Origin of the sequence: Undibacterium sp. Di26W (assembly GCF_049340265.1) — a bacterium.
GTDB lineage: Bacteria > Pseudomonadota > Gammaproteobacteria > Burkholderiales > Burkholderiaceae_D > Undibacterium.
Genome location: NZ_JBMPOR010000016.1, coordinates 96,625 through 120,443 on the forward strand (window position 1 = coordinate 96,625; position 23,819 = coordinate 120,443).

A 23,819-nucleotide genomic window follows, 5' to 3' on the forward strand; every position below is an offset into this window, starting at 1 on the left:
TTTCCTTGCAGTCTTATTTCATTATCCCGGGATGTGTACCTCTGTCGCCTTGTGACCATTTTGATGCTGACCTCGCCATTTGCATGGCCATACCTAGTATGCAAAGTGTGTTCACCCGGTGTTACCCCAATCTGATTAATTTGAGAACACGATGCAAATCCTGTTAGTAGAAGACGACATCATGCTGGCCGAGGCAATGCGTACCGGCCTGCAACAAAACACTTGGGAAGTAAGCTGGGTGACTGATGCCAAAGCGGCTCGCATCGCGCTGATCGATCACCACTATTCTGCTGTACTGCTTGACCTCAGCCTGCCTGGAGAGTCAGGTTTGAGCATATTGAAAACCATGCGTGCGAGCTATGACCCTACCCCGGTGTTGATTGTGACGGCACGCGACCAGTTGAGTGACCGGATTATTGGGCTGGATGTGGGAGCTGACGATTATATCGTCAAGCCATTCCAGCCCAGTGAGCTATATGCACGATTGCGTGCGGTCGTACGTCGCGCGCAAGGACGGGTATCCTCTTCTTTCCACTATCAGGACGTTACGCTGGACCCAACGCAACGCGTGGTCCTGAAAGCCGGCAAACCGATTGCACTGAGTAGCCATGAATACCGTACTTTACTGACGCTGATGGAACGCCTGGGAAAGGTAGTGACGCGGGACCAGATTGAAAACGCGATGTACGGCGGAGATATCGCCATAGAAAGCAATACCATTGCCGTCTATATTCATCAACTGCGACGCAAGCTGGGTGATGAATTGATTACCACGGTACACGGTTTTGGGTATCGGCTGGGCGAACATCAGCGATGAAATCATTACAGGTCCGTCTGCTGGCAGCATCGATGTCTACCATCGTAGTGTTCTGGATTTTTTGGGGCTTGTTCTGGGCCAATTTCATGTGGTGGGAGAATAAGGGATGGGTTGATTCCATGTTGCGCGGCTCAGCAGAGCTCATACTCTATTCGCTGCCAGCAAATGCAGATTTACTTGGCACCTCTTCCGAGTGGGCAGGAGCGACGCCTATCCCTGACTCGTACAAAAAAGATTCCGTTATTTTCCAGGTGTGGGTCAACCGTCATCTTGCGATACGCTCGCCAGGTGCGCCTGGCATTCCGATGAAGGCGAATTTCAATGACGGTTTTTCCAGGGAAATGATTGATAACGAAACATCCCGGGTCTACGTCGTGTCTGACCCCAATCACCATATACAGATTCAAATCGCCAGACCAATCACAACCGCTTATCAAGACATCGTATCCGGTTTGATTTCAGGAGGCATCTACATTGCGTTAATGTTTACCATCCTGGGTTCAGCAATCTGGTGGGTCATTCTGAAATCTTTCAAACCTGTGAAAGACCTTTGCACCACACTACAGGACAAACCCGCATTCGATTTTACGCCCTTGGCTGTCAACCGGCTCCCCAAAGAAATGCAAGCTTTGGTGCAATCATTCAATCGCTTACTTGAACGACTCGGACAATCAATCGCCGGAGAACGACGTTTTATTGCCGATGCCGCACACGAGCTACGCACCCCTCTGGCTGTGCTGTCTGCTCAAGCCCACATCGCGCTCAGCGCCACTACGATGGATGAAAAAAATAATGCACTACAGCACCTGGTAGCCGGGGTGGACCGCGGAGCAAGACTATCGGAACAATTGCTTGATCTCGCAAGAATTGACTCTTCTACAGATACCCGCCAACACACCTCTGTAGATATTTCCCGATTAATCAATCTCGTGCTTGATGACTGCAAATTCTTTGCAAGCAGCAAAAATCAACTGATTTCACTTGATATGGACGTTTGTTTTGTGTTGGGTGACATCAATGAAATAGGCACCTTGCTGCGTAATCTGCTCGACAATGCATGTCGCTTCACAGAAAAAGAGGGACGTATTGCGGTGTCTTGCAAGCATGCAAAAATTCTCGAAACAAACAAGATATGCCTGACTATTTCCGATAACGGGCCCGGTATCCCGGAAGAAGAAAGATCACGCGTTTTCGACCGCTTTTATCGCATAGCCGGAAACGGGCAGCATGGCAGTGGAATCGGTTTATCGCTCGTGGCCCGCATCGCAGACTCGCACCATGCTGCGATAGCAACCGGCGCAGGATTGGATGGTCGGGGTTTTAGCATATCCATCTACTTTGATGACATAGAAAATACTTCCCACGCTCCAGCGTAGAAAGCCCCTCCCGACCTGGTGCCATCCAAGCCGGAACGGTATCGCACGGTATCGCCTGACACACTCAAAAAGTCCTGGCGCGGCAATCAGACAATTAGTTCGTTTATCTTGCGCAGATAGTCTCCCCTATTAAAGAGTTCTTAATCTCCCTCGTCCAGAATGCTTCTGAACGGATGCAAAAATCATTCGTCATGATCGACACTCCAAGAGGGCAATGCCATGCCGTTACGGGACAGCTTCGCCGTCCACTTGCCTGTTATTCAAACAGGCGTGAATGTTAAGAAGTCTATCCAATCACCCCGACTGCATTGCATCCGCGTTGACGAATATCCACGCGTCACAAAGATGATTTTCAGGCGTTGGCGCTTTGACTGATTAGAGACGATTTAGTGCCTGTAACAGGCACCCTATCAATTTTCCTATGGAGAAAATTTATGACAACTCTTAACCACAGAGTACGATGGCCTTTTATCACCTGTCTTGCGCTGATTGCGATTAGCCTGGCGGCATGCAAAGGCAGCAGTACTGCGCCGACCACGCCTAATCCACCACTAACCGAAGAGCCGGGACCAGTAAAAAAATGGGGTTACATCTCACTGCCAGGCGGTGGCAAGATGCGCTACTCGGTGATTTTGCCCGCATCGACAGGAAGCTATCCCGTTTTGATCGAATATGATGGTTACTCGGCCGGTGCTGAACCCACTTCCGTCGGAAAACGCTGGGTCGCAGAAGGCTATGCGGTCATGGGGTTGAGCGTGCCTGGCACGGCTTGCTCTCCTGGTGACGATCACATATTTGATGCATCAGTCGGGGCTGCAGGTGCCCAGGCAGTTGAATGGGCAGCCAAGCAGACCTGGTCAACCGGCAAGGTTGGCATGGTTGGATATTCCTATGCCGGCTTCGACCAGCTATGGGTCGCAGCACAACATCCGGCCGGCTTGGTGGCGATTGCCCCCGGCAAAGACGTGGCAGACATATATCGTGACGTTGCCTATCCTGGAGGAATTGAGAACGTAGGCTTTCCGTCTCTTTGGTGGAGCCAATTTCCATTGCATTGGGCGGCAGCAGCCAAGATTGCGAAAGAGGTCGACGGCGATACCGATTGTGAAAAAACCGTGGCAGACAATATTGCCAAACTTCAGCGGCCAGACATCGATTTAAACAAATGGCTGAATGAAGATCACTACTATGGAGCGCGTTACGCGGAGAAAAGCGCCGTGCTGATCACCAATAAAATCAACATACCTACCCTCGGAACACAAGCGTGGCAGGACGAAGAGGTTGGTACGCGAATGGGCTATTACGAAGAAACCATAGCACCAGACAAGATGTGGTTAATCAGTTCCAACGGTGATCACCATACGAGTGAAAGATCGGACTACATGTTCAATACCCTGAAGCGTTTTTACGCCCATTTCCTCAAAGGTGAGAACAATGGTTTCGAACAGGAACCGCATGTGCATTTGCTGCAGGAAATGCAGTCAGGCAAGGGGGCCGACGGCAAAACGACACTTGTACCCACCGGCGTCACGCAGTTCGACAGATTGCCCATCAAGGTCACGCCGATGCGCCTATGGCTACAGCCAGGCGGTGGGCTGAACGATGCCGCACCGGCGACTACGGGTGAAGCATCCCGCTATCCTTACCCGGTCACCAGTCCAGCCGTCAACAATCCCCAGGATGAGGGTTGGGGTTCAGTGAAATCAGCGCAAGGGCAAGCAACATTTACCACGCCAGCCTTGACACAAGACCTGAGTTTCTATGGTGAAGGTTCTGCCGATCTATGGCTGAGCACCACAGCCGTTGATACCGATGTCCAGGTCACCCTGTCCGAAGTAAGGCCCGACGGCATGGAAATGTTTGTGCAACGGGGTTGGTTAAGAGCTTCGCAACGGCAAATGGATGGCAGTCGCTCCGGCACACTGCGTGCCTGGGGAGATTTCACCCAAAGTGCGATGAAACTGATGATGCCAAACGAACCCGCCCTGCTGCGTTTGGAAATACTGAAATTCTCTCATATTTTTCGGGAAGGTTCGAGCATACGCATCACTGTGGACACACCCTCGCAAACTGGATACTGGCAATTCGGTAACCTGGACACGGCTTCGACAAATACGATCTGGCATGATCCATCGCATCCATCAAGCATTGTTCTCGGATATCTGCCCTATTCCCATGCAAAGGATTTGCCGAAATGCGGTGCGACGCAGCGTCAGCCGTGTCGCAAAAATGAAATTCCTGTCCCGGTGGGCAAGAGCCCTCGTGCACCTATGTAGATAAGCGGCGAGAGAGTACGAATTACTCTCTCGCTTGCCAGTTAATACAAGTATCAATAGTCATTCAACAGATAGATACCCGATCACCCATCCTGAACTTTTTGACTTGCATACGTTCTGAAGTGAGATGTCGCCTGTTACCGGTCCCATGTTGATTTTACAAAAGGAGTATGTCCATGCCCTTCAAGATAGCTAAGGCCAGGCTTGCCACCTGTGTGTGGCAACTATCAGGCATCGTTTTGCTGGCTACGCCATCTCTGGCATCAGCCACCTTTTCTATCGTTGCCTGCGACCGGAGTGGCCATTGCGGGGCAGCCGTCGCTACCAACAACCTGGCCGTCGGGGCCAGTGTCCCGTATGCGCAGGCAAAGCTAGGTGCGCTTGTTTCCCAGTTTGAGACCAATCCTGCCTATGGCCCGCAGGGACTGGTTTTGCTGGCATCTGGAGAGACGCCGGATGCGGCTATCAAGATTCTTCTCGATGGCGACAATAATTTCGACAACTCAACTATCGCTGCACGACAAGTCGGCATGGTTGATGCCAGCGGACGTTCAGCAAGCTATACCGGGGCGGAGGCACAAAGTTCTACATGGGCAGGCGAAGAGCATGGAGACGGATTTTCGATTCAAGGCAATGGTCTCGCCGGCGAGCAAGTGGCGTCCAGCATGAAACGCGCCTTCTTGTCTTCGACAGGTACGCTGGCCGAGCGCTTGATGGCAAGCCTGGAGGCTGGAGAAAAAGCAGGTGGCCAAACCACTGGCAAGCTGTCGGCAGCATTACTCGTGAAAACGACAGAGGGTGCCTGGCAAGACATTGATCTGCGCGTCGATGGCGCACCAGAGCCAGTGAAGGATCTGCGGCGTCTGTTAGAGCAACATTACGCCCTGCAAGCCATCATACGGGCAGAGCACCAAGCAAAAAAAGGTGCCATCGATGATGCTCATACCTCGATTTCGGAGGCATTACATCGATGCTACGGCTGGGATAGGATATGGCGCCGTGCAGCGCGGCTCGCAATGACGATGGGAGACAAAGACCGTGCACTGGACTATCTCAGCGTTTTTCTGTCGATCAACCCTGTCTGGGGGCGGATGGAACTCCGGGATAGCATCTACCAGCCATTGCACACTAACGCACTTTTCAGATCATGGAATAACTGATCCCGCAATATCAAATAGAGCCAGGGTTCCCGGTTTTGCTTCAGGCATTTTACGGTTACCATATTGGCATGAAACTGATTTTGTTCAATAAACCGTTTAATGTGATGTGCCAGTTCTCTGCACACCCCACCCGCCCCACGCTGGCTGATTACGTCAAGATTCCCCATATCTATCCCGCTGGCAGGCTCGATGCCGATAGTGAAGGATTGTTGTTACTGACTGATGACGGTCAATTGCAAAACCGTATCAGCCATCCTGACCACAAACAAGCCAAGACTTATCTGGTGCAGGTGGAAGGCACACCCGACCGGGAAGCACTGGAAAAATTGCGTCAGCCACTGGACCTTGGTGATTTTGTGACCCAGCCCTGCATCGTCAAGCACATCCATCCACCCGAATGGTTGTGGCCACGCACACCACCCGTGCGCGACCGCGCCAGCATCCCCACCAGTTGGTTGAGCATGACTTTATCAGAAGGGAAAAATCGCCAGGTCAGGCGTATGACGGCGGCAGTCGGCCTGCCAACCCTGCGTCTGGTCAGAAGCAGCATAGGTGGCTATTCACTGGAAACCCACCCTTTATTGCCCGGCGAATGGCTGGAAGTTAAACTTTAAACAAAACTTGCACGGAATTTCAGAAAAAATGCCTGAAACCATATAAATTAATTAGAATTCCTGTCAACGCCCGGGTAACTGATCGCGTTATTTACCTTGATTCAATTGAATCACTATTAACCAACTCTTGATGAAGGACATTAAAATGAAAAAATTGATCGCCGCTCTGGTCGCATGTCTGTTTGCTTCTGCCGCTTTTGCCCAAGCATCTGCTCCTTCAGCTAAAGCATCTGCACCAGCCAAAGCTTCGGCATCCGCATCTGCTTCTGCCGCAGCGGCTGCATCTACTGATGCATCCAAACCAGCTAAAAAAGCGAAAAAACATAAAAAAGCAGCATCTGCTTCCGCATCGATGTAATTTTTACACTTTTTGGTGTAAAAGCAAGGCAGGTTTATCCCCTGCCTTTTTTTATTGTCTGAATTTAGACAACGTGGCAGCGCACAAAGCAAAAAACCGCAACACATTGCGGTTTTTTTTTACTTCAGGCTATGCTTGGTAGTCTAGACTACCAACGCAAAAGCTTATCGGCCCTGATCTGATTAAAGGCAGGCTTAAAAAATTAAGCCAGTGCTTTCAAAGCAGATGCCAGACGGCTCTTATGGCGAGCTGCCTTGTTTTTGTGAATGATTTTCTTGTCAGCGATACGGTCGATAACCGAAACGGAGCTTTGGAAAATTGTAGTTGCAGCAGCTTTGTCACCAGCTTCGATTGCTTTACGAACAGCTTTGATTGCTGTGCGCAGCGTGGAGCGCTGGCTGGAGTTGTGTGCATTCAGTTTAACTGCTTGACGAGCACGTTTGCGTGCTTGTGCGGTATTTGCCATGAGATTTCCTAAACGTGGTCAAAGCGACGAGGTCAAAACATTTGATTAAATGCCACGTCGCAAAAATTCTATACAGCTTTGCAGTATAACTGGATTTATTTTTAATGGCAAGCATTCCTGTCGAATCTTGCAACAAGCATGCCTCTTTTTCGCGTGGAAGCAGTGTTTTCGCAACTGTCATGCCCAATAAATGCATGACTGTATCTATGCGCATGGGGGTAAACGGTGCAAAACTAGCTGCTAAACACTATTTTACCGCTTACTCACCGGTTTACCTGCCACACCGTTTTTATATGTGAAAGCTTCGCCATGAATTGCATACCCCTGACCTTACGCGGAAAACACGTCACGCTGGAACCGCTGACACAGAGTCATATCGCCGACATCCAGGCCGCTGCTGCCGATGGCGAGTTGTGGAAACTGTTTTTTACCTCTGTCCCCACGCCTGATAATACTCAGAACTGGCTGAATATCGCGCTGGAGATGCGACAACAGCAAAAAGCCCTGCCCTTTGTCGTGCGTGAAAACGCCAGCGGCCAGATTGTCGGTGCCACCAGATACTGTAATATGGACATGAACAACAAACGCCTGGAAATTGGTTACACTTGGTATGCGCAGCGCGTGCAACGCAGCCCGGTGAATACCGAATGCAAGCTGCTGTTGCTGGGCCATGCCTTTGAAGACTTTGGCTGTATTGCCGTCGAGTTCCGCACAGACTGGTTCAACCGCCGCTCGCAAGCTGCCATAGAACGCCTGGGTGCCAAGCAAGATGCCATCCTGCGCAATCACATGATTTTGCCGGATGGTCGCATCCGTGATACGGTGGTATACAGCATCCTGAATTCTGAATGGCCGGGTGTGAAAAAGAATTTGCAATACATGCATACTAAATATGAAGCCTAGTGTAGTGCTGCACTAGTAAATAGGGAGACTGACCAGTGCTGATCGATTTTTTCTTTACCCTGAAAGACGCCAAGATCCCGGTATCCATCAAGGAATTTTTGATGCTGCTGGAAGCCATGGAAAAAGGCCTGGTCAGCATGTCGCTGGACGATTTCTATTTCCTCTCGCGTATCATCATGGTCAAGGATGAAGCGCATTATGACAAGTTCGACAAAGCTTTTGGTCTGTACTTCAAGGGCATAGACACCATCTTTGAAAAGCGCCCCGACATCCCGTTGGACTGGCTGACAAAGCGCATGGAACGTGAATTGACCGATGAGCAAAAAGCCGCCATCGAGAAATTTGGCTATGACAAGCTGATGGACAGGCTGCAGGAATTACTGAAAGAGCAAAAAGAACGCCACGAAGGTGGCAGCAAGTGGATAGGCACTGGCGGCACTTCAGCCTTTGGCAATGGTGGCACCAACCCCGAAGGTATACGCATCGGTGGCAAAGGTGGTGGCCGTACCGCCGTCAAGGTGTGGGAAGCGCGTTCTTTCCGCGATTATGACGACGAACGTGAACTCGGCACCCGCAATATCAAGGTCGCCCTGCGCCGCCTGCGCAAATTCGCCCGCCAGGGTGCAGAAGAAGAATTGGCACTGGACGCCACCATCAAGGCTACCGCGAATAACGCCGGCTACCTCGACATCAAGATGCAGCCAGAGCGCAAGAACAACATCAAAGTGCTCATGCTATTGGACGTAGGCGGCACCATGGACGACCACATCGCCCAGACCGAAGAATTATTCTCCGCTGCCAAGACCGAATTCAAGAACATGGAATTCTTTTATTTCCACAACTGCGTCTACGACCACCTGTGGAAAAACAACCGCCGCCGCCATGCAGAAAAATTCCCGACCTGGGATGTTTTGCGCAAATACACACCCGACACCAAGGTCATCTTCGTCGGCGACGCCACCATGAGCCCCTACGAAATCCTGCAGGCTGGCGGCTCGGTCGAATACAACAACGAAGAAGCCGGCGCCACCTGGCTACAACGCTTCACCTCTGCCTTCCCCAAATACATCTGGCTCAATCCCGAACCAGAAGGCCTGTGGCAATACCGGCAATCGATCTCCGTCATCAAACAGATCATGAGCAACCGCATGTTTCCCGTGACGATAGAGGGGCTGGAGCGGGGGATGAGGTTGTTGAGTAAGTGAGGGTAGCCTTAGAAGCTTTAATTACAGCCTTCGATTAACACCACACGTAAGCATCTAACAACGACGCCGTGTTGACGTTGCTTTTGACGTTGTGGTTGCTGTTGCTTTTGACGTTGCCTTTAATCCGCTTGGGACGAAGCCATTTGTGTAGTGCAGAAAATGGATCAGAAATGACCGATGTTTGAGCGCAGCGAGTTGCGGGCATTTCCCATTTTTTGCACTGCATAAATGGGCACTCCCGCAGGGAGCGAGTCTGCGGTCGCCTTTCTTTGATTCCGTTCTTTGGCGAAGCAAAGAAAGGAATTCGGCCGCCGGGCCGAGACCCGGCCTGTGTCCACGAAGGGCAATCGCTTTAATTAACGACACGGCATACAACGAACGCCGCTGGAACGCCAGCCCGGTGGTCTCCAGCCTTCGCTGGAGCGACGATATTTTGATTGCCGTTTATCGAAAGATACCCATCCCCACCCTAGCCCTCCCCTTGAAAGGGAGGGGATTTCCCGGTCATTTTTTGTCAAGCACATTATTCCGGACAGCAGTGAGTCTTCACTGAAGCGACCAGATTATGATTGCCAGTAACTGACCAAACCTACCTCAACTCCAAAAACTTCTGTATCGTCGACAACACCTGCTTACGCGACAAAGGCTTGGTCAAAAACCCCTCACACCCCGCCTGTTGCGCATTGGCAACTTTATAAACAAATACCTTATCGACCAGTAAAATCACCGTCGTCCTGCGGTCAGTGTTTTGTTTTTTCAGCTCGCTACATAGACGATATGGGTCCAGACCAGGGGTAGAAGTGTTGATCATGGTCATGGCATGCCGGTTGTTCTTGTCCAGCATCAGGGCGCTACGTTCGTCACAGGCCAGGGTTACGGAAATATTGTATCTATCCATGATCATGGCCACATATTCGCGGAAACGCATGTCTTTGTCGACGATCATGATGCCGCCCCGGGTAACGGTGGGACGGCGCATTTTTTGGTAATCGACAGGGTCGCTCAGGTCCAGGTCCAGGCGTTCACGGCGGCGGCGTTCGGGCACGGCGACGGCGCTGTAGGCACTCAGGGTGGTCAGCAGCAACTGGCGACGGTCGATCAGCTCATCCAGCACATCAAACAATTTGCGCCAGCGTATCGGGCGCGGCATGAAGGGATATGGCAAACTGATGGTGGTTTTGCCAATAAGCAACACTGGCTGCGCATCGCCCAGATTTAAGTCCGACAAGGTCGCCAATGCTTTAATATCCTCAGCATTGACAATATGGAGGTCAGGATCTTGTAGACTACCGGTCTTTAATACCAGATAGCGGTAGCCCTTCTCGCGAAGAACCGCAAGAACAGTTGAAAAGGTTTCTTCCTCTTTTGGGGAAAATCCAAGCAGTCGGATCGCGATCGTTGGAGTTTTTGTTGACATCGTTTTTTCACCTACTTATTGCGGCTACAATCATTGCAGCTACAATAGCTGCAAAAACGTTGCCAGAATACCGCTTTATTCTGCCAGCCTGAGAAAAAAATTGCAAAATATCATCACAAGATTAACCAAAACAACAGATTTTCATTCGCATGGCCACTAAAAAAAATACTTCTCCGTCCGACTATAGCGAATCATCCATCCGAGTACTCAAAGGTCTGGAACCGGTCAAACAAAGACCGGGGATGTATACCCGCACCGAAAACCCGCTGCATATCATTCAAGAGGTGATCGACAATGCTTCAGACGAGGCATTGGGCGGACACTGTCAACACATTATCGTCACCATCAATGCTGACAGCAGTATCAGTGTAGAAGATGATGGCCGCGGCATCCCGGTGGGCCTGCACCCTGAAGAAGGTGTGCCGACGGTAGAAATCGTCTTTACCCGCCTGCATGCCGGCGGCAAGTTCGATAAAGGTTCTGGTGGAGCCTACGCCTTCTCTGGCGGCTTGCATGGCGTCGGTGTGTCGGTCACCAATGCGCTGTCGAAACGTCTGGAAATCACGGTCTGGCGTGAGGCCAGCCTGCATCAGATGACGTTTGCCAATGGCGATGTGATAGAACCGCTGCGCAGCCAGCCGCTGGCACGTGGTGATAAAAAGAGCGGTACCCGCGTCACCATCTGGCCAGACGGCAAGTATTTTGACAGCGCCAATATTCCGCAGAGTGAATTACAGCGTCTGCTGCGTTCCAAGGCTGTTTTGTTGCCTGGCGTCAAGGTGACACTGACGCATGCCAAAACCGGTGAAAGCCAGACCTGGCAATATGACCAGGGCCTGCGTGGCTACCTGACGGAAGCTTTGGCCCAGTCTTCGCATGGTGACCCATTGATCCCGCTGTTTGAAGGTGAACAGTTCGCCACCTCTGAAAGCGACGGCTTTGCCGAAGGCGAAGGCGCATCCTGGGTGGTGGCCTGGACGGAAGAAGGCAATGTTGTGCGTGAATCCTATGTCAACCTCATCCCTACCCCGGCTGGCGGCACCCATGAATCCGGCTTGCGCGAAGGGCTGTTTGGCGCAGTCAAGAGCTTTGCTGAAATGCATTCGCTGCTACCGAAAGGCGTGAAGCTGTTGCCGGAAGACGTGTTTGCCCGCGTATCTTTCGTCCTGTCCGCCAAGGTGCTGGACCCGCAGTTCCAGGGCCAGATCAAGGAGAGGCTGAATTCACGCGATGCCGTGCGTCTGGTATCGTCATTTACCAAACCACCGCTGGAACTGTGGCTGAATTCCCACGTTGAATACGGCAAGAAACTGGCTGAACTGGTCATCAAGCAAGCCCAGTCACGCCTGCGCTCAGCGCAAAAAGTTGAAAAGAAAAAATCCTCAGGCGTGGCAGTCTTGCCAGGCAAGCTGACGGATTGTGAATCCAGCGACCTGGCCCGTAATGAACTGTTCCTGGTCGAGGGCGATTCTGCCGGTGGTTCTGCCAAGATGGGCCGCGATAAAGAATTCCAGGCCATCCTGCCACTGCGCGGCAAGGTCTTGAATTCATGGGAATCTGAACGCGACCGCCTGTTTGCGAATAATGAAATTCATGACATCGCTGTTGCCATCGGCGTTGATCCGCATGGTCTCAATGAAATTGCTGACATGAGCAATCTGCGCTACGGCAAGATCTGCATACTCTCTGATGCGGACGTTGATGGCTCGCACATTCAGGTCTTGTTACTGACCCTGTTCTTCAAACATTTCCCGCAACTGATTGCGCGTGGCCATATCTGTGTGGCACGTCCACCGTTGTTCCGTGTCGATGCACCTGCGCGTGGCAAAAAACTGGCGCAAAAGATTTATGCGCTCGACACTGGCGAGTTGACTGCGATTGAAGACAAATTGCGCAAGGATGGCGTTAAAGATGGTGGCTGGAGCATCTCCCGTTTCAAGGGTCTTGGTGAAATGAATGCAGTTCAATTATGGGAAACCACCATGAATCCGGACACCCGCCGCCTGCTACCTATTACCCTGGGTGAATTTGACCAGGCTTTCTCTGAGAGCCGCATCAATATGCTGATGGGAAAAGGCGAAGCCGCTGCCCGCCGCGCCTGGATAGAAGAGCATGGCAATGCAGTGGAAGCCGATATTTGACCAGGCGCTGACCATGCGCTGACCTGGGCCAAACACGAACAAAGTATCAAAAATACGAAAAAGAATTATGAGCGAACAAGCGAATTTATTTGATCAAACACCACCGCCTCCAGGTGATGGTGAAGCATTAACCCTGACCACCTTTGCCGAGCGTGCCTATCTCGACTATGCCATATCCGTTGTCAAAGGCCGCGCTTTACCGGATGTTTGCGACGGTCAGAAACCGGTGCAACGCCGTATTTTGTACACCCTCAATGAGATGGGCTTGAACGCCGGTGTCAAGCCACGAAAATCAGCCGCCGTGGTTGGTGAGGTAATGGGTAAGCTGCATCCACATGGCGATCAATCCATCTATGATGCCATGGTGCGCATGGCACAAGAATTTTCCTTACGCTATCCACTGGTAGATGGCCAGGGAAATTTTGGATCACGCGACGGTGATAATGCTGCGGCACAGCGTTACACTGAAGCGCGTCTGACTTCAATCTCCAAACTATTACTCGACGAAATCAATGAAGGTACGGTCGATTTCCAGCCCAATTATGAAGGCACCACGGAAGAACCCAAACTGCTGCCCGGCCGCCTGCCCTTTGTCCTGCTGAACGGTGCATCCGGTATTGCAGTTGGTCTGGCGACAGAAATTCCTTCACATAACCTGACTGAAGTAGCCAAGGCTGCCGTGGCCCTGATACGCAACCCGGCCATGAAACATGCCGAGCTGATGGAACATATCCCCGGCCCGGATTTCCCGGGTGGCGGACAAATCATCACGCCCCAGTCTACAATCAATGATATGTATGCCACCGGCCGTGGCAGCATGAAGGTCCGGGCGCGCTGGAAGATAGAAGAAATGGCGCGTGGTCAATGGCAGGCCGTGGTGACAGAATTGCCGCCAGGCACGTCTTCACAAAAGGTCCTGGAAGAAATCGAAGAACTGACCAATCCAAAAATCAAGCTGGGCAAGAAAGCCCTGTCGCCAGAACAGGTTGCGTTGAAGCAGGTCATCCTGTCGGTGCTGGATACGGTACGCGATGAATCCGGCAAGGATGCACCAGTACGCCTGGTGCTGGAGCCAAAATCCAAGAATCAGGACCAGACCGAGTTCATGCAGATGTTGCTGGCGCATACCTCGCTGGAAACCTCGGCCTCTATCAACCTGGTGATGATAGGTGGCGATGGCCGCCCGCGTCAAAAAGGTTTGCTGGACATCCTCAGTGAATGGGTATCTTTCCGCTTTACGACCGTCACACGTCGTACCCAGTTCCGCCTGAAGAAGGTGGATGACCGCATCCATATTCTGGAAGGCCGTGAAGCGGTGCTGTTGAATATTGATGAAGTCATACGCATCATCCGTGAGTCTGACGACCCTAAACCTGCACTGATTTCAGCCTTCAAGCTATCGGATATACAGGCTGAAGATATTCTTGAGATACGCCTGCGCCAATTGGCCAGACTGGAATCCATCAAGATCCAGCAGCAACTGGATGAATTGCGCAAAGAAAAAGCCGGCCTGCACGACCTGCTGGACAACCCATCCTCGATGAAGCGCATGATCATCAAGGAAATCGAAACCGATGCCAAGCAATATGGCGATGCCCGTCGCACCATCATCGAAGAAGCTGCCAAGGCGTCGGTAGAGCAAAAAGTGATCGATGAACCGGTGACTGTCGTCATCTCTGAAAAAGGCTGGGTACGCGCCCGTACCGGTCATGGCCATGACAATGCCCAATTCACCTTCAAGGCTGGTGACAGCCTGTATGGCACGTTTGAATGCCGCACGGTAGACCAGATGCTGGTGTTTGGTTCAAACGGTCGTGTGTATTCCGTCCCTGTCGCCGCCCTGCCCGGTGCCCGTGGCGATGGCGTCCCGGTCACTACCCTGATCGACCTGGCACCCGGCACCAAGATCCTGCATTACTTTGCCGGCAGTGCCGACATCAGCCTGTTGCTGTCCTCCAGCGCCGGCTATGGTTTTACGGCCAAGCTGGGCGACATGGTGGGCCGCATGAAAGCTGGCAAGGCCTTCATGACACTGGAAGAAGGCGACCTGCCGTTGCCGCCAGCCATTGTCGCCGGTGATGCCAGCGCGATTGCCTGCCTGTCAGAAAAAGGCCGCCTGCTGGTATTTGGCCTGACAGAAATCAAGCAACTGTCCAGCGGTGGCCGTGGCGTCATCCTGATGCAACTGGAAGACAAGGAAAATCTCCTGGCCGCCCAGGCCATCAGCCAGCGCGGCGTGCGCGTCATCGGCCTGGGCCGTGGCGGCAAACCGCAGGAAGTCAGCCTCAGCGCCAACGGTCTTGGCATCCACATAGGTGCCCGTGCACGCAAGGGTAAGGCGCTGGAAGCCAGAATCAAGGCCAGCGGCTTGCAAAGAATAGTGGCGAAAGAGTAGCAACACCCCACACCCGGCGCTTTGCACAAATGGCTTCATTCAACATCTCTTGCTGAATGAAGCCATTTTTTTAGATAACACAAGCTTTTAAAGCCAGTTTAGGTTTTTACAAAAAAGCGGGAACGACAATGTGACCATAGTGGTTTTTCGCAAACCCTATTTGCCCTGGTAGTGCGCTATGATAAACAGGTAAAAATCGCTACAGTGATCGGTGCAATGATCGGCGCAGTAAAAATACCTGTAATACGTATAAGGGACAAGGTCAATGACTGATCAGGCCAATACCAATACCACTGCCGACGATATGCTCAATCTGGCAGATAGCCAGGATGCCAGCTTTTCAGCCAACAAGACTGATCTGCCTGCCAGGGCAGACCTGCATCAGGATTTTTATCTGCACTCACCACAAGCACACCTGGGCATCTCTGTAGACGGTGTCATCAGGCAGGCCAATCTGGCCTCGGCAACGCTGTTAGGAACATCTCTTCCCGCATTGTTGCATACAGACCTCAGTCGCTATTTATTTGACACGGACGCCAGCCTCTTCAATGAGGCTTATCGACAAGTAATAGCAACCGGTATGGCACCGCAGCATGATTTACGTGTCATGCGGGCGGACCACAACCTGATATTGGTGCAATTCAGCTTCCAGAGACTGGATAGCAGCACGCATGCACCGTGGGTCAGCATTTATTTATCAGATATTAGCCAACGACAACATAGCGGGATGGGATTGCCGGCCAGTGAACAATTCAACCGCCTGATTGCCGACAATATTCCCGGCATGCTGGCATACTGGACCGCCGACTTGCGCTGCACTTTTGCCAATAAGCAATACCTGACCTGGTTTGGGCGCAGTATCGACCAAATGCACAACATGCATATGCGAGACTTGATGGGTCCGGATTTATTTCAAAAAAATATTGCCTATATCAATGGCGCGTTAAAAGGAATGGACCAGCAATTCGAACGTTCATTAATTAAGGCCAACGGTGAAACCGGGCATACCTGGGCACAATATATTGTGCATAAAATGGATGGTGTCGTACTCGGTTTTTTTGCGCTGGTTACTGATGTGACTGTGCTTAAGCGCACGCAAACGGCCTTGCTGGAGAGTGAAAGACATTACCGCACGCTGGCAGAAGACATGCCCTTGTTTGTCATCACATTTTTACCCGATGGTAAGCTGACCTACGTCAATAAACTGTTTGCAAGCGCAGTGTCGTCAACAAAATCCGATTTGCTTGACAGGAATTTCTTTGATCTCCTGCCCGCTGCCGATCAAAAAATGGTGAAAGTAAAACTTGGCTCGCTGACGCCAGAGCATGCGTTTGAAATTCATGAACAATGTTACCCCATGCCGAATGGTGAATTGATTTATCACCGATGGACCAATCAGGCATTTTTCAACGCACAGAATAAACTCGTCTCTTTTCAGGCGGTTGGTGAAGATATCAGCGCCTACAAAAGGGCTGAAAAACAATTGCATGAAAGCGTATCCAAAAACCGGGCATTAATACAAGCCATACCCGATCTCATTTTTACTATCGGCCACGATGGGAGATTTCTGGATGTCCATGCGCCTAAATCCGGGTTCATTTTCACCGACCCAACAAAACTGATCAATACAAAGCTTGCTGATACATTGCCGTCAGAAATAGCAAGCCATTTAATGCACGCTGTAAAAACCGCCCACCACAACCAGCATGTGCAGGAAATTCAATTCTCTACCGATGTCATCAATGGAAAGGAAATGATTTTTGAAGCCAGGATTGCGCCCAATAATGCTGACTCCGTCATCGCTATTGTCAGGGATGTCACTGACGTAGAGCGCGGGCGCCAGCAACGTGAGCAGCAACTAAACGCGCGTTTGCAGGTAACGGAAAACGATTTGCACGACGTACGTCAAAGTCTCACCCTGGCCAGTGATGCTGCCAATTTGGGAGTCTGGGTGCGCGACCTGGAGCGTGATGAAATTTGGGCTTCACCTCAATGGCGATCCATCTTCGGCGTTTCTCCGGACCAGCGTTTGGGCATCAACGATGTATTACAACGCATCCATCCGGCTGACCGGAGTTCGATGGAAAAACTGACAAGCAATTTCAGCATCGATGAAAAACCCCGGTATCAGGCTGAATTTCGCATCGTCGTAGAGAATGCAAAAATTCGCTGGATTGCTGCCGTGTCGCAAGTTGAATTTGATGCCGAACAAAAACCGAAATTTACACGGGGTGTATTGCTGGATATCACTGCACGCAAACAATCCGAACTTGAACTGGAACAAAAACGTGCTGAAGTTACCCATCTGTCACGCGTAGTGACGCTGGGAGAATTATCCGGTGCATTGGCGCATGAACTGAATCAGCCGCTGACAGCCATACTCAGTAATGCCCAGGCAGCGCAACGCTTTCTCATGCGTGAGAATGCCGATTTGAATGAAGTGCGGGATATCTTGCAAGATATCGTTGATGAAGACAAGCGCGCCGGTGAAATCATCCAGCGCTTGCGCCGCCTTTTCAATAAAAATGACAAGCTTGAACAAAACATAGACATCAATGCCCTCATCATGGAGGTTATGCATATATTACGAAATGATATGCTTAACCGTGGCATCAATGTGTCGACAGAACTATGTCCGGCCAACCCCAGGCTTATTGCGGACGCGGTGCAATTACAACAGGTCATCATCAATTTAATCATGAATGCCTGTGATGCCGTTTCTCATCTTGAAATTGGCGAGAGAACAGTTACCATAAAAACAGATCAGGTCGAATCAGACCGGGTCCGTGTCAGCGTCATTGATAATGGGAAAGGCATCCCGGAAGAAAACAAGAGTAAGTTATTTGACGCGTTTTATACTACGAAAGAAAAAGGAATGGGCTTGGGCCTGTCAATTTGTAAAAATATTATCGAAGCACATGGAGGTAGTCTCTGGTGTGAAAACAATGCTACAAGTGATGACATTAGCGGTAACACCAGCGGTGCCAGCTTCCATTTCAGCCTCAGCCAATCAAGCAAATGCAAGAACAAAACATGATATTAAAATTTCGTGTCTTCCTGGTTGATGACCAGGAAAGCATTTTGAAGGCATTGTCGCGACTGATCGTGTCTATGGGTTTCGAAGTCGAGACATATAATTCAGCGCAAGATTTTCTGGAAAGCGGCAATGCCACCACCCCAGGCTGCCTGGTACTGGATCTGAGCATGCCAGGGATGGGCGGCATGATGTTGCAAGAGCGCCTTGGTGGTATGGCAAGTGACATACCCATCATCTTCCTGACTGGAAACGGTAGTATAGACAGCAGCGTGCAAGCCATGAAAAAGGGCGCGCATGATTTTCTGACCAAACCGGTGGATGCCGAAAAACTGCTGGCCGCCATACAAAGCGCCCTTGCCCGCAACCAGACAGCGCGGCAAATACGCGCGGAGCGCGACAAAATTACTGCACACCTGGCTGAACTGACGCCACGCGAACACGAGGTTTTGCTACACATCACCGACGGCAAACTCAATAAACAGATCGCGGACAATATGGGAATTGCAGAAAAAACCATCAAAATTCACCGTGCGCGCGTCATGAGCAAGATGGAAGCGAAATCGGTAGCCAGCCTCGTCCATCAGCTAGAGAAACTGAAAAACTGAATTCAGGTTTTTGTCATTTACCAGCGCGTGTTGACCTGGCAAGCCTTTCTCCTTCCCGCATTTCCCCTTCCATACTGCCTTATAAAGAGCTGTTAAAAGACGGCTCCCCTCTTCTTGCCCTTCAGCATAGCGTAGCCTGGATATAGGACCAAGGTCCTATATCCAGATTGCGCATAGACGCCTAACATGATTCTCATGGGCAATAAAACTACATGGGTCGCAATCGTTGATGATGAAGAAAGCATTCGTCGCGCGCTGTTACGACTTTTTCGTTCCGTTGGGCTGGAAGCACAGGCATTTCGTTCTGGTCAGGGTTTTTTATCAAGTTTGCAACATGCTATGCCGTCTTGTGTGGTCATGGATTTACATATGCCAGAAATGTCCGGGTTGACGGTTCTTGAAGAATTAAAGACGCATGCGCCCGATTTGCCGGTTGTCATCCTGACGGCACATCAAATAAACATTGGCCAGATGGAAAGCAGTCTATCTACTGCAATCGCTGTTTTACAAAAACCGGTGAACGACGATGTCCTGCTGGATGCCATCACAAAAGCAACGAAACCTCACGAAGTAGTCGCTGCAGAGAATTTAAAACAAAACTGACACAGGAAAATGCATGAAATGATGCAGCAAGACATAAAAGCAGGGCATTAAAAAATCAGCAGAGTTAAAAGCGATACAAAGCCGCCACATATCAAACAACCCGGGAAGAATGTATGAAACTGTCAAACCTACCTATTGGAACACGACTCGGAGCAGGCTTTGCTTTGATATTGCTCATGTTGCTTAGTGTCGCCTATCTCGGGATTAACGGCATGCAACAGTCCAATGAAGCCTTGCACCACGTCGTGACTGTCAACGTTAAAAAAATGGATGCCCTTGAAAATATGTCGAAATCGATACACGTCGTTGCACGTGTGATACGCAGCATCGCCTTACTATCGGATGAAGCACAGGCAGCACAGGAACATAAAAAAATTGATGATGCACGGGCACTCTATAACACAGCCTATGCTGCGCTGGAAAAAATGCCTCTGGACGAAGCAGGAAAAAACTTTCTTGCCAGGATCAAGGAAAGCCAGATTGCATCGAGGGCGCTCAATGATAAATTCGCCGAGATGGCAAAAACCAATAAAGATGAGGCTATACAATTTTTGCTGAAGGAAGCGGGACCAGCCAATGCCAAATGGCAAAATACCATTCAAGAGTTCATGGACCTGCAAGAAAAGAAAAGCCAAACCGATGAAGAAGCGGCAGCAAAAGCTTACCAGTCTGCCTTGACAATGACGCTTTCCATTACTGTACTGGCGATTGTATGCGGAACAGCCATCGCCTGGTTTTCCACACGGGCCATTACCATTCCTATTGGTATTGCAGTTGAATTGGCAAAAACGGTTGCCAAAGGTGATTTAAGCTCGGATATTGAAGTCAAGTCTACCGATGAAACCGGCCAGTTAATGCAAGCGCTGAAAGACATGAACGAGAACCTGATCAATATCGTCAGCAAGGTTCGTAACGGTACCGAGACCATCAACACAGCAACTGGCGAAATTGCAACCGGCAATCTGGACTTGTCTTCACGGACAGAACAGCAGGCTGGCTCGCTGGAAGAAACTGCGTCATCGATGGAAGAATTGACTTCCACCGTAAAACACAATGCCGAGAACGCCCGGCAAGCGAACCAGTTGGCCATTTCAGCGTCTGAAGTTGCCGTCAAAGGCGGTGCAGTGGTAAATGAAGTGGTCCACACCATGGGCTCTATCAATACGTCATCGAAAAAAATTGTCGACATCATTGGCGTCATCGATGGCATCGCCTTCCAGACCAACATCCTGGCCTTGAACGCCGCCGTTGAAGCAGCACGTGCTGGTGAGCAAGGTCGCGGCTTTGCCGTGGTCGCCAGTGAAGTACGCAACCTGGCACAACGCTCGGCAGCGGCAGCCAAGGAAATCAAGACTTTGATCAATGACTCTGTCGAACAGGTCGAAATTGGGTCCCGCCTGGTTGACCAGGCAGGTTCAACCATGGATTCGGTCGTATCCAGCATCAAAAACGTGACCGACATCATGGGTGAGATTACCTTGGCAAGCCAGGAACAAACTTCCGGTATCGAACAAATTAATCAGGCGGTGACACATATGGACGAAGTCACCCAGCAAAATGCCGCACTGGTTGAAGAAGCTGCCGCAGCAGCAGGTTCGCTGGAAGAACAGGCACAGATTTTGACACAAGTTGTCAGTGTCTTTAAACTGCCTGGACATCTGGCGGAATCTGCTCCTGCCATTAAAACCAACCGACGCATCGAACCTGCTGTAAGGAAAACCGGCCCCCAAAGCACCCCGGCAAAACGCATTTCAAGCAACGTTCGTCCACTCAAACAGGCAAAGTCAGGTAATGCTGCCGCTAGCGATGAATGGGATGAATTTTAATGAAATTGTGAATGTAATAATTTAGCCACCGGGCTGGCGTTCCACCGGGCTGGCGCTCCAGTGGCGTTGTTTTTGTGCCTTACTTTGATTGAAACGATTGCTCTTCGTGGACACAAGCCGGGTCTCGGCCCGGCGGCCGAAATACTTTCTTTGCTTCGCCAAAGAACGTATTCAAAGAAAGGCGACCGCAGACTCGCTCCCTGCGGGAGTGCCCATTTATGTAGTGCAAAAAATGGGAAGGTCCGCAACTCGCCTGCGGCTCAAACATCGGACCTTCTTTTTCCATTTTCTGCACTACACAAATGGCTTCGTCCCAAGCGGATTAGAGTCAAAAACAGCTGCAACCCCAACACCACGGTCGATCGACGGCATTCAAATAAATGTGAATACGGTTGTGTTGACGTTGGTTTTGACTTTGCTGTTGCAGTTGTTTTTGAGGTTGTCTTTGACTCTCATCCGCTTGGGACGATGTAATTTGTGCGTCACAGAAAATGGATCAGAAAGCTTCGTGTTTGAGCGTAGCGAGTTTCGAAGCTTTCCCATTTTTTGTGACGCACAAATTATGCTGAAGCGCAGCGTAAGCACCCGCAGGGCGAGTCTGCGGTCGCCTTTCTTTGATTCCGTTCTTTGGCGAAGCAAAGAAAGGAATTCGGCCGCCGGGCCGAGACCCGGCTTGGCTCTACGAAGGGCAATCGCTTCAATCAAAGTACGGCACAAAAACAACGCCGCTGGAGCGCCAGCCCGGTGGGACGCCAGCCCGGTGGCCTTCAGCCTGCGCAAGAGCGACAAGACTATGATTGGTCCTATTTCCTCACCCTCAACACCCACCTCGGCAACAAATTCAACACCCCAACCAGCCACTTCATCTGCCACGGAAACACCAGCCTATCCTTGCGCTTGGCAATGGCATCCACAATCAAGCCCACCGCCTTTTGCTCTGACATGATGAAAGGCTTGTGACTGGCATCGCCCGCATTCAATGCCCGCAGTTTGGCGGTATCCACATAGCCCGGCACTATCGCAGTAACAGCAATTGAAAAAGGTTTCAGCGCTATGCGATACGTGTCACACAGGCTCAGCACACTGCGCTTGGTGGCGCTGTAGACAGAGGCGCCAGGATAGTCGTGCAACAAACCGGCGATGGATGAGATAGCCACCAGTTGACCTGATTTTTGCTTTAACATTTTGGCAGCGGCCAACTCAAATGCATGGCCAAGGCCACTGACGTTCGTTTGCAACATGCGCAGGGGAGTGGCCTCATCCAGCAAGTGGCTGCGGGTGTTGAAATAGATGCCAGCGGTGACGATCAACATGTCCAGGCCTTGCACGGCAAAGTCATCGATGGCTTGCGCCAAAGCGCTGCGGTCTGCAATGTCAAACTGAAAAGGCAGCACACCGGCAGCGCCATGCAGATCAGGCGGCAGCCTTTGCAGATCACGGCCACATACCGCCACGCTGGCGCCGTGTTGCAGATAATAGCGAGCAAGGGCCAGACCGATGCCGCTGGTCCCGCCGATGATCATGATATTCATGCACTGCCCCGGCTGTACTTGTCACTATTGCGGATATGCGATTCGTCATAGGCGGTTTGCCGGGTAAAGGCTTCCATGCCGCGCTCATAACCGTACTGCCACTGGGCGTCCATATACGCGACATAGGTGGCGTAATCTTTGGGCATCTGCAAGCTGATGCGGTTCTGCAACCAGTCCAGTTTCTTTTGTACGGCTTCCTTGTCCAGCACTGTTGCCACATCGGACGTGTCGATGCGTACATCGACTGGCTGGCCATTCACATAGCGCAGGCGGTCGTTGCCGTCCAGGCCGAGGACGGTACGCCAGGCGGGAATGGAAAAGGCCTGGTCAAAGCTTTGCTTGAATTCCATCACTACTTCATCGGCCAGGCTTCTTGCCACTTCGATGGGGAACAGATCGAGCACGCCGCCAAAGTAATTACCGTCGGTATGTGCATGGCAGCGGAAGTAAAACATGTCGGTGATAGAAATGCGTGCCGCCAGGCTGGTGGGGGTAGTCACGTCACACAGCAATTCTTCTGAAATGGCGTGATCGCCCCAGCGTGGGTCTGCCAGTGGGGATGGCATGCCTGCCAGCAAGGCTGCGGCCCTGGGTTCACAAAACACGGTTTCGGCAAACAGCTTGCGCTGGCCACGCGGCTGCCCGGCTTCGCTTTCATCAAACAGCAGCTTGCCACCGATAATGGCGGTGGCGACAGCTTGTTGGCTGACTGCGACCTCTGGCAGCGGCAGCTTGGGCGGGATTTCAAACAGGTATTCATTGAACAGGTCGGGGATGACCGTGGCAGAGTCACGTATGAAACCGCGCTTGGCCGCCATGGCCAGGGTACGGACGATGCCTGCCCTGGGTGACGACGTCAGGCCGCCCCAGTAATGGTACATGTCTTCAGAACTGAGCCAGGCCTTGCGTTGCGCATCATCTGGCAAACCCGCAATGATGCTGGCCGCGAGTGCGCCGCCGCAGCTTGCCAGCAAGATGTCGGGTGCCCGGCCAGCTTCACAGGCTGCCGCATACATTCCCAAATAAATGCCAAAACGAAACCCACCGCCCGCTAATACCATGCAGCGTTTATATTTTTTAACTTGATT

At 51.3% G+C, this 23,819-nt stretch carries 19 protein-coding genes; 14 read left to right on the plus strand and 5 right to left on the minus strand.

Annotated elements, in window-relative coordinates; translation table 11 throughout:
* Positions 1 to 151 precede the first annotated feature (151 nt).
* The 6 genes from ACO0LM_RS18340 (at position 152) to ACO0LM_RS18365 (ending at position 6,601) form a co-directional block, all read left to right on the plus strand.
* Positions 152 to 817, plus strand: coding sequence for a response regulator (locus ACO0LM_RS18340; protein WP_423038709.1), 666 nt, complete (start codon positions 152 to 154; stop codon positions 815 to 817).
* A 32-nt stretch (positions 818 to 849) separates the two neighbouring features.
* Positions 850 to 2,193: a sensor histidine kinase gene (locus ACO0LM_RS18345; RefSeq protein ID WP_423038711.1), complete on the plus strand. Its 1,344-nt coding sequence runs from the start codon at positions 850 to 852 to the stop codon at positions 2,191 to 2,193.
* Between the two features lie 434 nt (positions 2,194 to 2,627).
* Entirely contained in the window at positions 2,628 to 4,469 is a 1,842-nt protein-coding gene (locus ACO0LM_RS18350; protein WP_423038713.1) for a CocE/NonD family hydrolase, read from the plus strand.
* A 176-nt stretch (positions 4,470 to 4,645) separates the two neighbouring features.
* Positions 4,646 to 5,629 carry a DUF1028 domain-containing protein gene (locus ACO0LM_RS18355; protein ID WP_423038715.1) on the plus strand — a complete coding sequence of 328 codons (984 nt, stop codon included), beginning with the start codon at positions 4,646 to 4,648 and terminating at the stop codon, positions 5,627 to 5,629.
* Positions 5,630 to 5,697: 68 nt separating this feature from the next.
* Positions 5,698 to 6,243, plus strand: coding sequence for a pseudouridine synthase (locus ACO0LM_RS18360; RefSeq protein ID WP_423038717.1), 546 nt, complete (start codon positions 5,698 to 5,700; stop codon positions 6,241 to 6,243).
* Between the two features lie 145 nt (positions 6,244 to 6,388).
* A complete protein-coding gene (locus ACO0LM_RS18365) occupies positions 6,389 to 6,601 on the plus strand; it encodes a hypothetical protein (protein ID WP_423038719.1) in 213 nt (70 codons plus the stop codon).
* A gap of 202 nt (positions 6,602 to 6,803) precedes the next feature.
* Here ACO0LM_RS18365 and rpsT read toward each other — a convergent pair whose 3' ends face one another.
* A complete protein-coding gene (gene rpsT, locus ACO0LM_RS18370) occupies positions 6,804 to 7,067 on the minus strand; it encodes a 30S ribosomal protein S20 (RefSeq protein ID WP_422988391.1) in 264 nt (87 codons plus the stop codon).
* 309 nt (positions 7,068 to 7,376) lie between these two features.
* Between rpsT and ACO0LM_RS18375 the strand changes: the two genes are divergently transcribed.
* Entirely contained in the window at positions 7,377 to 7,970 is a 594-nt protein-coding gene (locus tag ACO0LM_RS18375; protein WP_423038721.1) for a GNAT family N-acetyltransferase, read from the plus strand.
* 35 nt (positions 7,971 to 8,005) lie between these two features.
* On the plus strand, positions 8,006 to 9,175 hold the full coding sequence (locus ACO0LM_RS18380; protein ID WP_423038723.1) for a vWA domain-containing protein: 1,170 nt from the start codon (positions 8,006 to 8,008) through the stop codon (positions 9,173 to 9,175).
* A gap of 589 nt (positions 9,176 to 9,764) precedes the next feature.
* Here ACO0LM_RS18380 and ACO0LM_RS18385 read toward each other — a convergent pair.
* Positions 9,765 to 10,592, minus strand: coding sequence for a response regulator (locus tag ACO0LM_RS18385; protein ID WP_423038725.1), 828 nt, complete (start codon positions 10,590 to 10,592; stop codon positions 9,765 to 9,767).
* A 149-nt stretch (positions 10,593 to 10,741) separates the two neighbouring features.
* Here ACO0LM_RS18385 and ACO0LM_RS18390 point away from each other — a divergent pair, with 149 nt between their 5' ends.
* The 6 genes from ACO0LM_RS18390 to ACO0LM_RS18415 all read left to right on the plus strand — a co-directional run bounded on the left by ACO0LM_RS18390 (position 10,742) and on the right by ACO0LM_RS18415 (position 21,199).
* Positions 10,742 to 12,733, plus strand: coding sequence for a DNA topoisomerase IV subunit B (locus tag ACO0LM_RS18390; protein ID WP_423038727.1), 1,992 nt, complete (start codon positions 10,742 to 10,744; stop codon positions 12,731 to 12,733).
* Positions 12,734 to 12,800: 67 nt separating this feature from the next.
* Positions 12,801 to 15,128, plus strand: coding sequence for a DNA topoisomerase IV subunit A (gene parC, locus ACO0LM_RS18395; RefSeq protein WP_423038729.1), 2,328 nt, complete (start codon positions 12,801 to 12,803; stop codon positions 15,126 to 15,128).
* Positions 15,129 to 15,393: 265 nt separating this feature from the next.
* Positions 15,394 to 18,165 (plus strand): PAS domain S-box protein, encoded by a 2,772-nt coding sequence (locus ACO0LM_RS18400; protein ID WP_423038731.1) that lies wholly within the window; start codon positions 15,394 to 15,396, stop codon positions 18,163 to 18,165.
* Positions 18,162 to 18,770 (plus strand): response regulator transcription factor, encoded by a 609-nt coding sequence (locus ACO0LM_RS18405; RefSeq protein WP_423038733.1) that lies wholly within the window; start codon positions 18,162 to 18,164, stop codon positions 18,768 to 18,770. The genes ACO0LM_RS18400 and ACO0LM_RS18405 overlap by 4 nt, the downstream gene beginning before the upstream one ends.
* A 195-nt stretch (positions 18,771 to 18,965) precedes the next feature.
* Positions 18,966 to 19,373, plus strand: a complete 408-nt coding sequence (locus ACO0LM_RS18410; protein ID WP_423038735.1) for a response regulator transcription factor — start codon at positions 18,966 to 18,968, stop codon at positions 19,371 to 19,373.
* Positions 19,374 to 19,486: 113 nt separating this feature from the next.
* Positions 19,487 to 21,199, plus strand: a complete 1,713-nt coding sequence (locus ACO0LM_RS18415; protein WP_423038737.1) for a methyl-accepting chemotaxis protein — start codon at positions 19,487 to 19,489, stop codon at positions 21,197 to 21,199.
* A 372-nt stretch (positions 21,200 to 21,571) separates the two neighbouring features.
* On the opposite strand, the gene ACO0LM_RS18420 is transcribed toward ACO0LM_RS18415, so the two are convergent.
* Genes ACO0LM_RS18420 through ACO0LM_RS18430 form a run of 3 tightly spaced genes read right to left on the minus strand, consistent with a single transcriptional unit; the run spans position 21,572 to position 23,792 of the window.
* Positions 21,572 to 22,072, minus strand: coding sequence for a hypothetical protein (locus ACO0LM_RS18420; RefSeq protein WP_423038739.1), 501 nt, complete (start codon positions 22,070 to 22,072; stop codon positions 21,572 to 21,574).
* A complete protein-coding gene (locus tag ACO0LM_RS18425; RefSeq protein WP_423038741.1) occupies positions 22,003 to 22,731 on the minus strand; it encodes an SDR family NAD(P)-dependent oxidoreductase in 729 nt (242 codons plus the stop codon). Before ACO0LM_RS18425 ends, ACO0LM_RS18420 begins: the two co-directional genes overlap by 70 nt.
* Positions 22,728 to 23,792 (minus strand): hypothetical protein, encoded by a 1,065-nt coding sequence (locus ACO0LM_RS18430; RefSeq protein ID WP_423038743.1) that lies wholly within the window; start codon positions 23,790 to 23,792, stop codon positions 22,728 to 22,730. Before ACO0LM_RS18430 ends, ACO0LM_RS18425 begins: the two co-directional genes overlap by 4 nt.
* Positions 23,793 to 23,819: the final 27 nt, after the last annotated feature.

Coding starts and splice junctions, on each gene's coding strand:
- ACO0LM_RS18340 (WP_423038709.1), top strand. CDS start 152: ATGCAAATCCTGTTAGTAGAAGACGACATCATGCTGGCCGAGGCAATG.
- ACO0LM_RS18345 (WP_423038711.1), top strand. CDS start 850: ATGTCTACCATCGTAGTGTTCTGGATTTTTTGGGGCTTGTTCTGGGCC.
- ACO0LM_RS18350 (WP_423038713.1), top strand. CDS start 2,628: ATGACAACTCTTAACCACAGAGTACGATGGCCTTTTATCACCTGTCTT.
- ACO0LM_RS18355 (WP_423038715.1), top strand. CDS start 4,646: ATGCCCTTCAAGATAGCTAAGGCCAGGCTTGCCACCTGTGTGTGGCAA.
- ACO0LM_RS18360 (WP_423038717.1), top strand. CDS start 5,698: ATGAAACTGATTTTGTTCAATAAACCGTTTAATGTGATGTGCCAGTTC.
- ACO0LM_RS18365 (WP_423038719.1), top strand. CDS start 6,389: ATGAAAAAATTGATCGCCGCTCTGGTCGCATGTCTGTTTGCTTCTGCC.
- rpsT (WP_422988391.1), bottom strand. CDS start 7,067: ATGGCAAATACCGCACAAGCACGCAAACGTGCTCGTCAAGCAGTTAAA.
- ACO0LM_RS18375 (WP_423038721.1), top strand. CDS start 7,377: ATGAATTGCATACCCCTGACCTTACGCGGAAAACACGTCACGCTGGAA.
- ACO0LM_RS18385 (WP_423038725.1), bottom strand. CDS start 10,592: ATGTCAACAAAAACTCCAACGATCGCGATCCGACTGCTTGGATTTTCC.
- ACO0LM_RS18390 (WP_423038727.1), top strand. CDS start 10,742: ATGGCCACTAAAAAAAATACTTCTCCGTCCGACTATAGCGAATCATCC.
- parC (WP_423038729.1), top strand. CDS start 12,801: ATGAGCGAACAAGCGAATTTATTTGATCAAACACCACCGCCTCCAGGT.
- ACO0LM_RS18400 (WP_423038731.1), top strand. CDS start 15,394: ATGACTGATCAGGCCAATACCAATACCACTGCCGACGATATGCTCAAT.
- ACO0LM_RS18405 (WP_423038733.1), top strand. CDS start 18,162: ATGATATTAAAATTTCGTGTCTTCCTGGTTGATGACCAGGAAAGCATT.
- ACO0LM_RS18410 (WP_423038735.1), top strand. CDS start 18,966: ATGGGCAATAAAACTACATGGGTCGCAATCGTTGATGATGAAGAAAGC.
- ACO0LM_RS18415 (WP_423038737.1), top strand. CDS start 19,487: ATGAAACTGTCAAACCTACCTATTGGAACACGACTCGGAGCAGGCTTT.
- ACO0LM_RS18425 (WP_423038741.1), bottom strand. CDS start 22,731: ATGAATATCATGATCATCGGCGGGACCAGCGGCATCGGTCTGGCCCTT.
- ACO0LM_RS18430 (WP_423038743.1), bottom strand. CDS start 23,792: ATGGTATTAGCGGGCGGTGGGTTTCGTTTTGGCATTTATTTGGGAATG.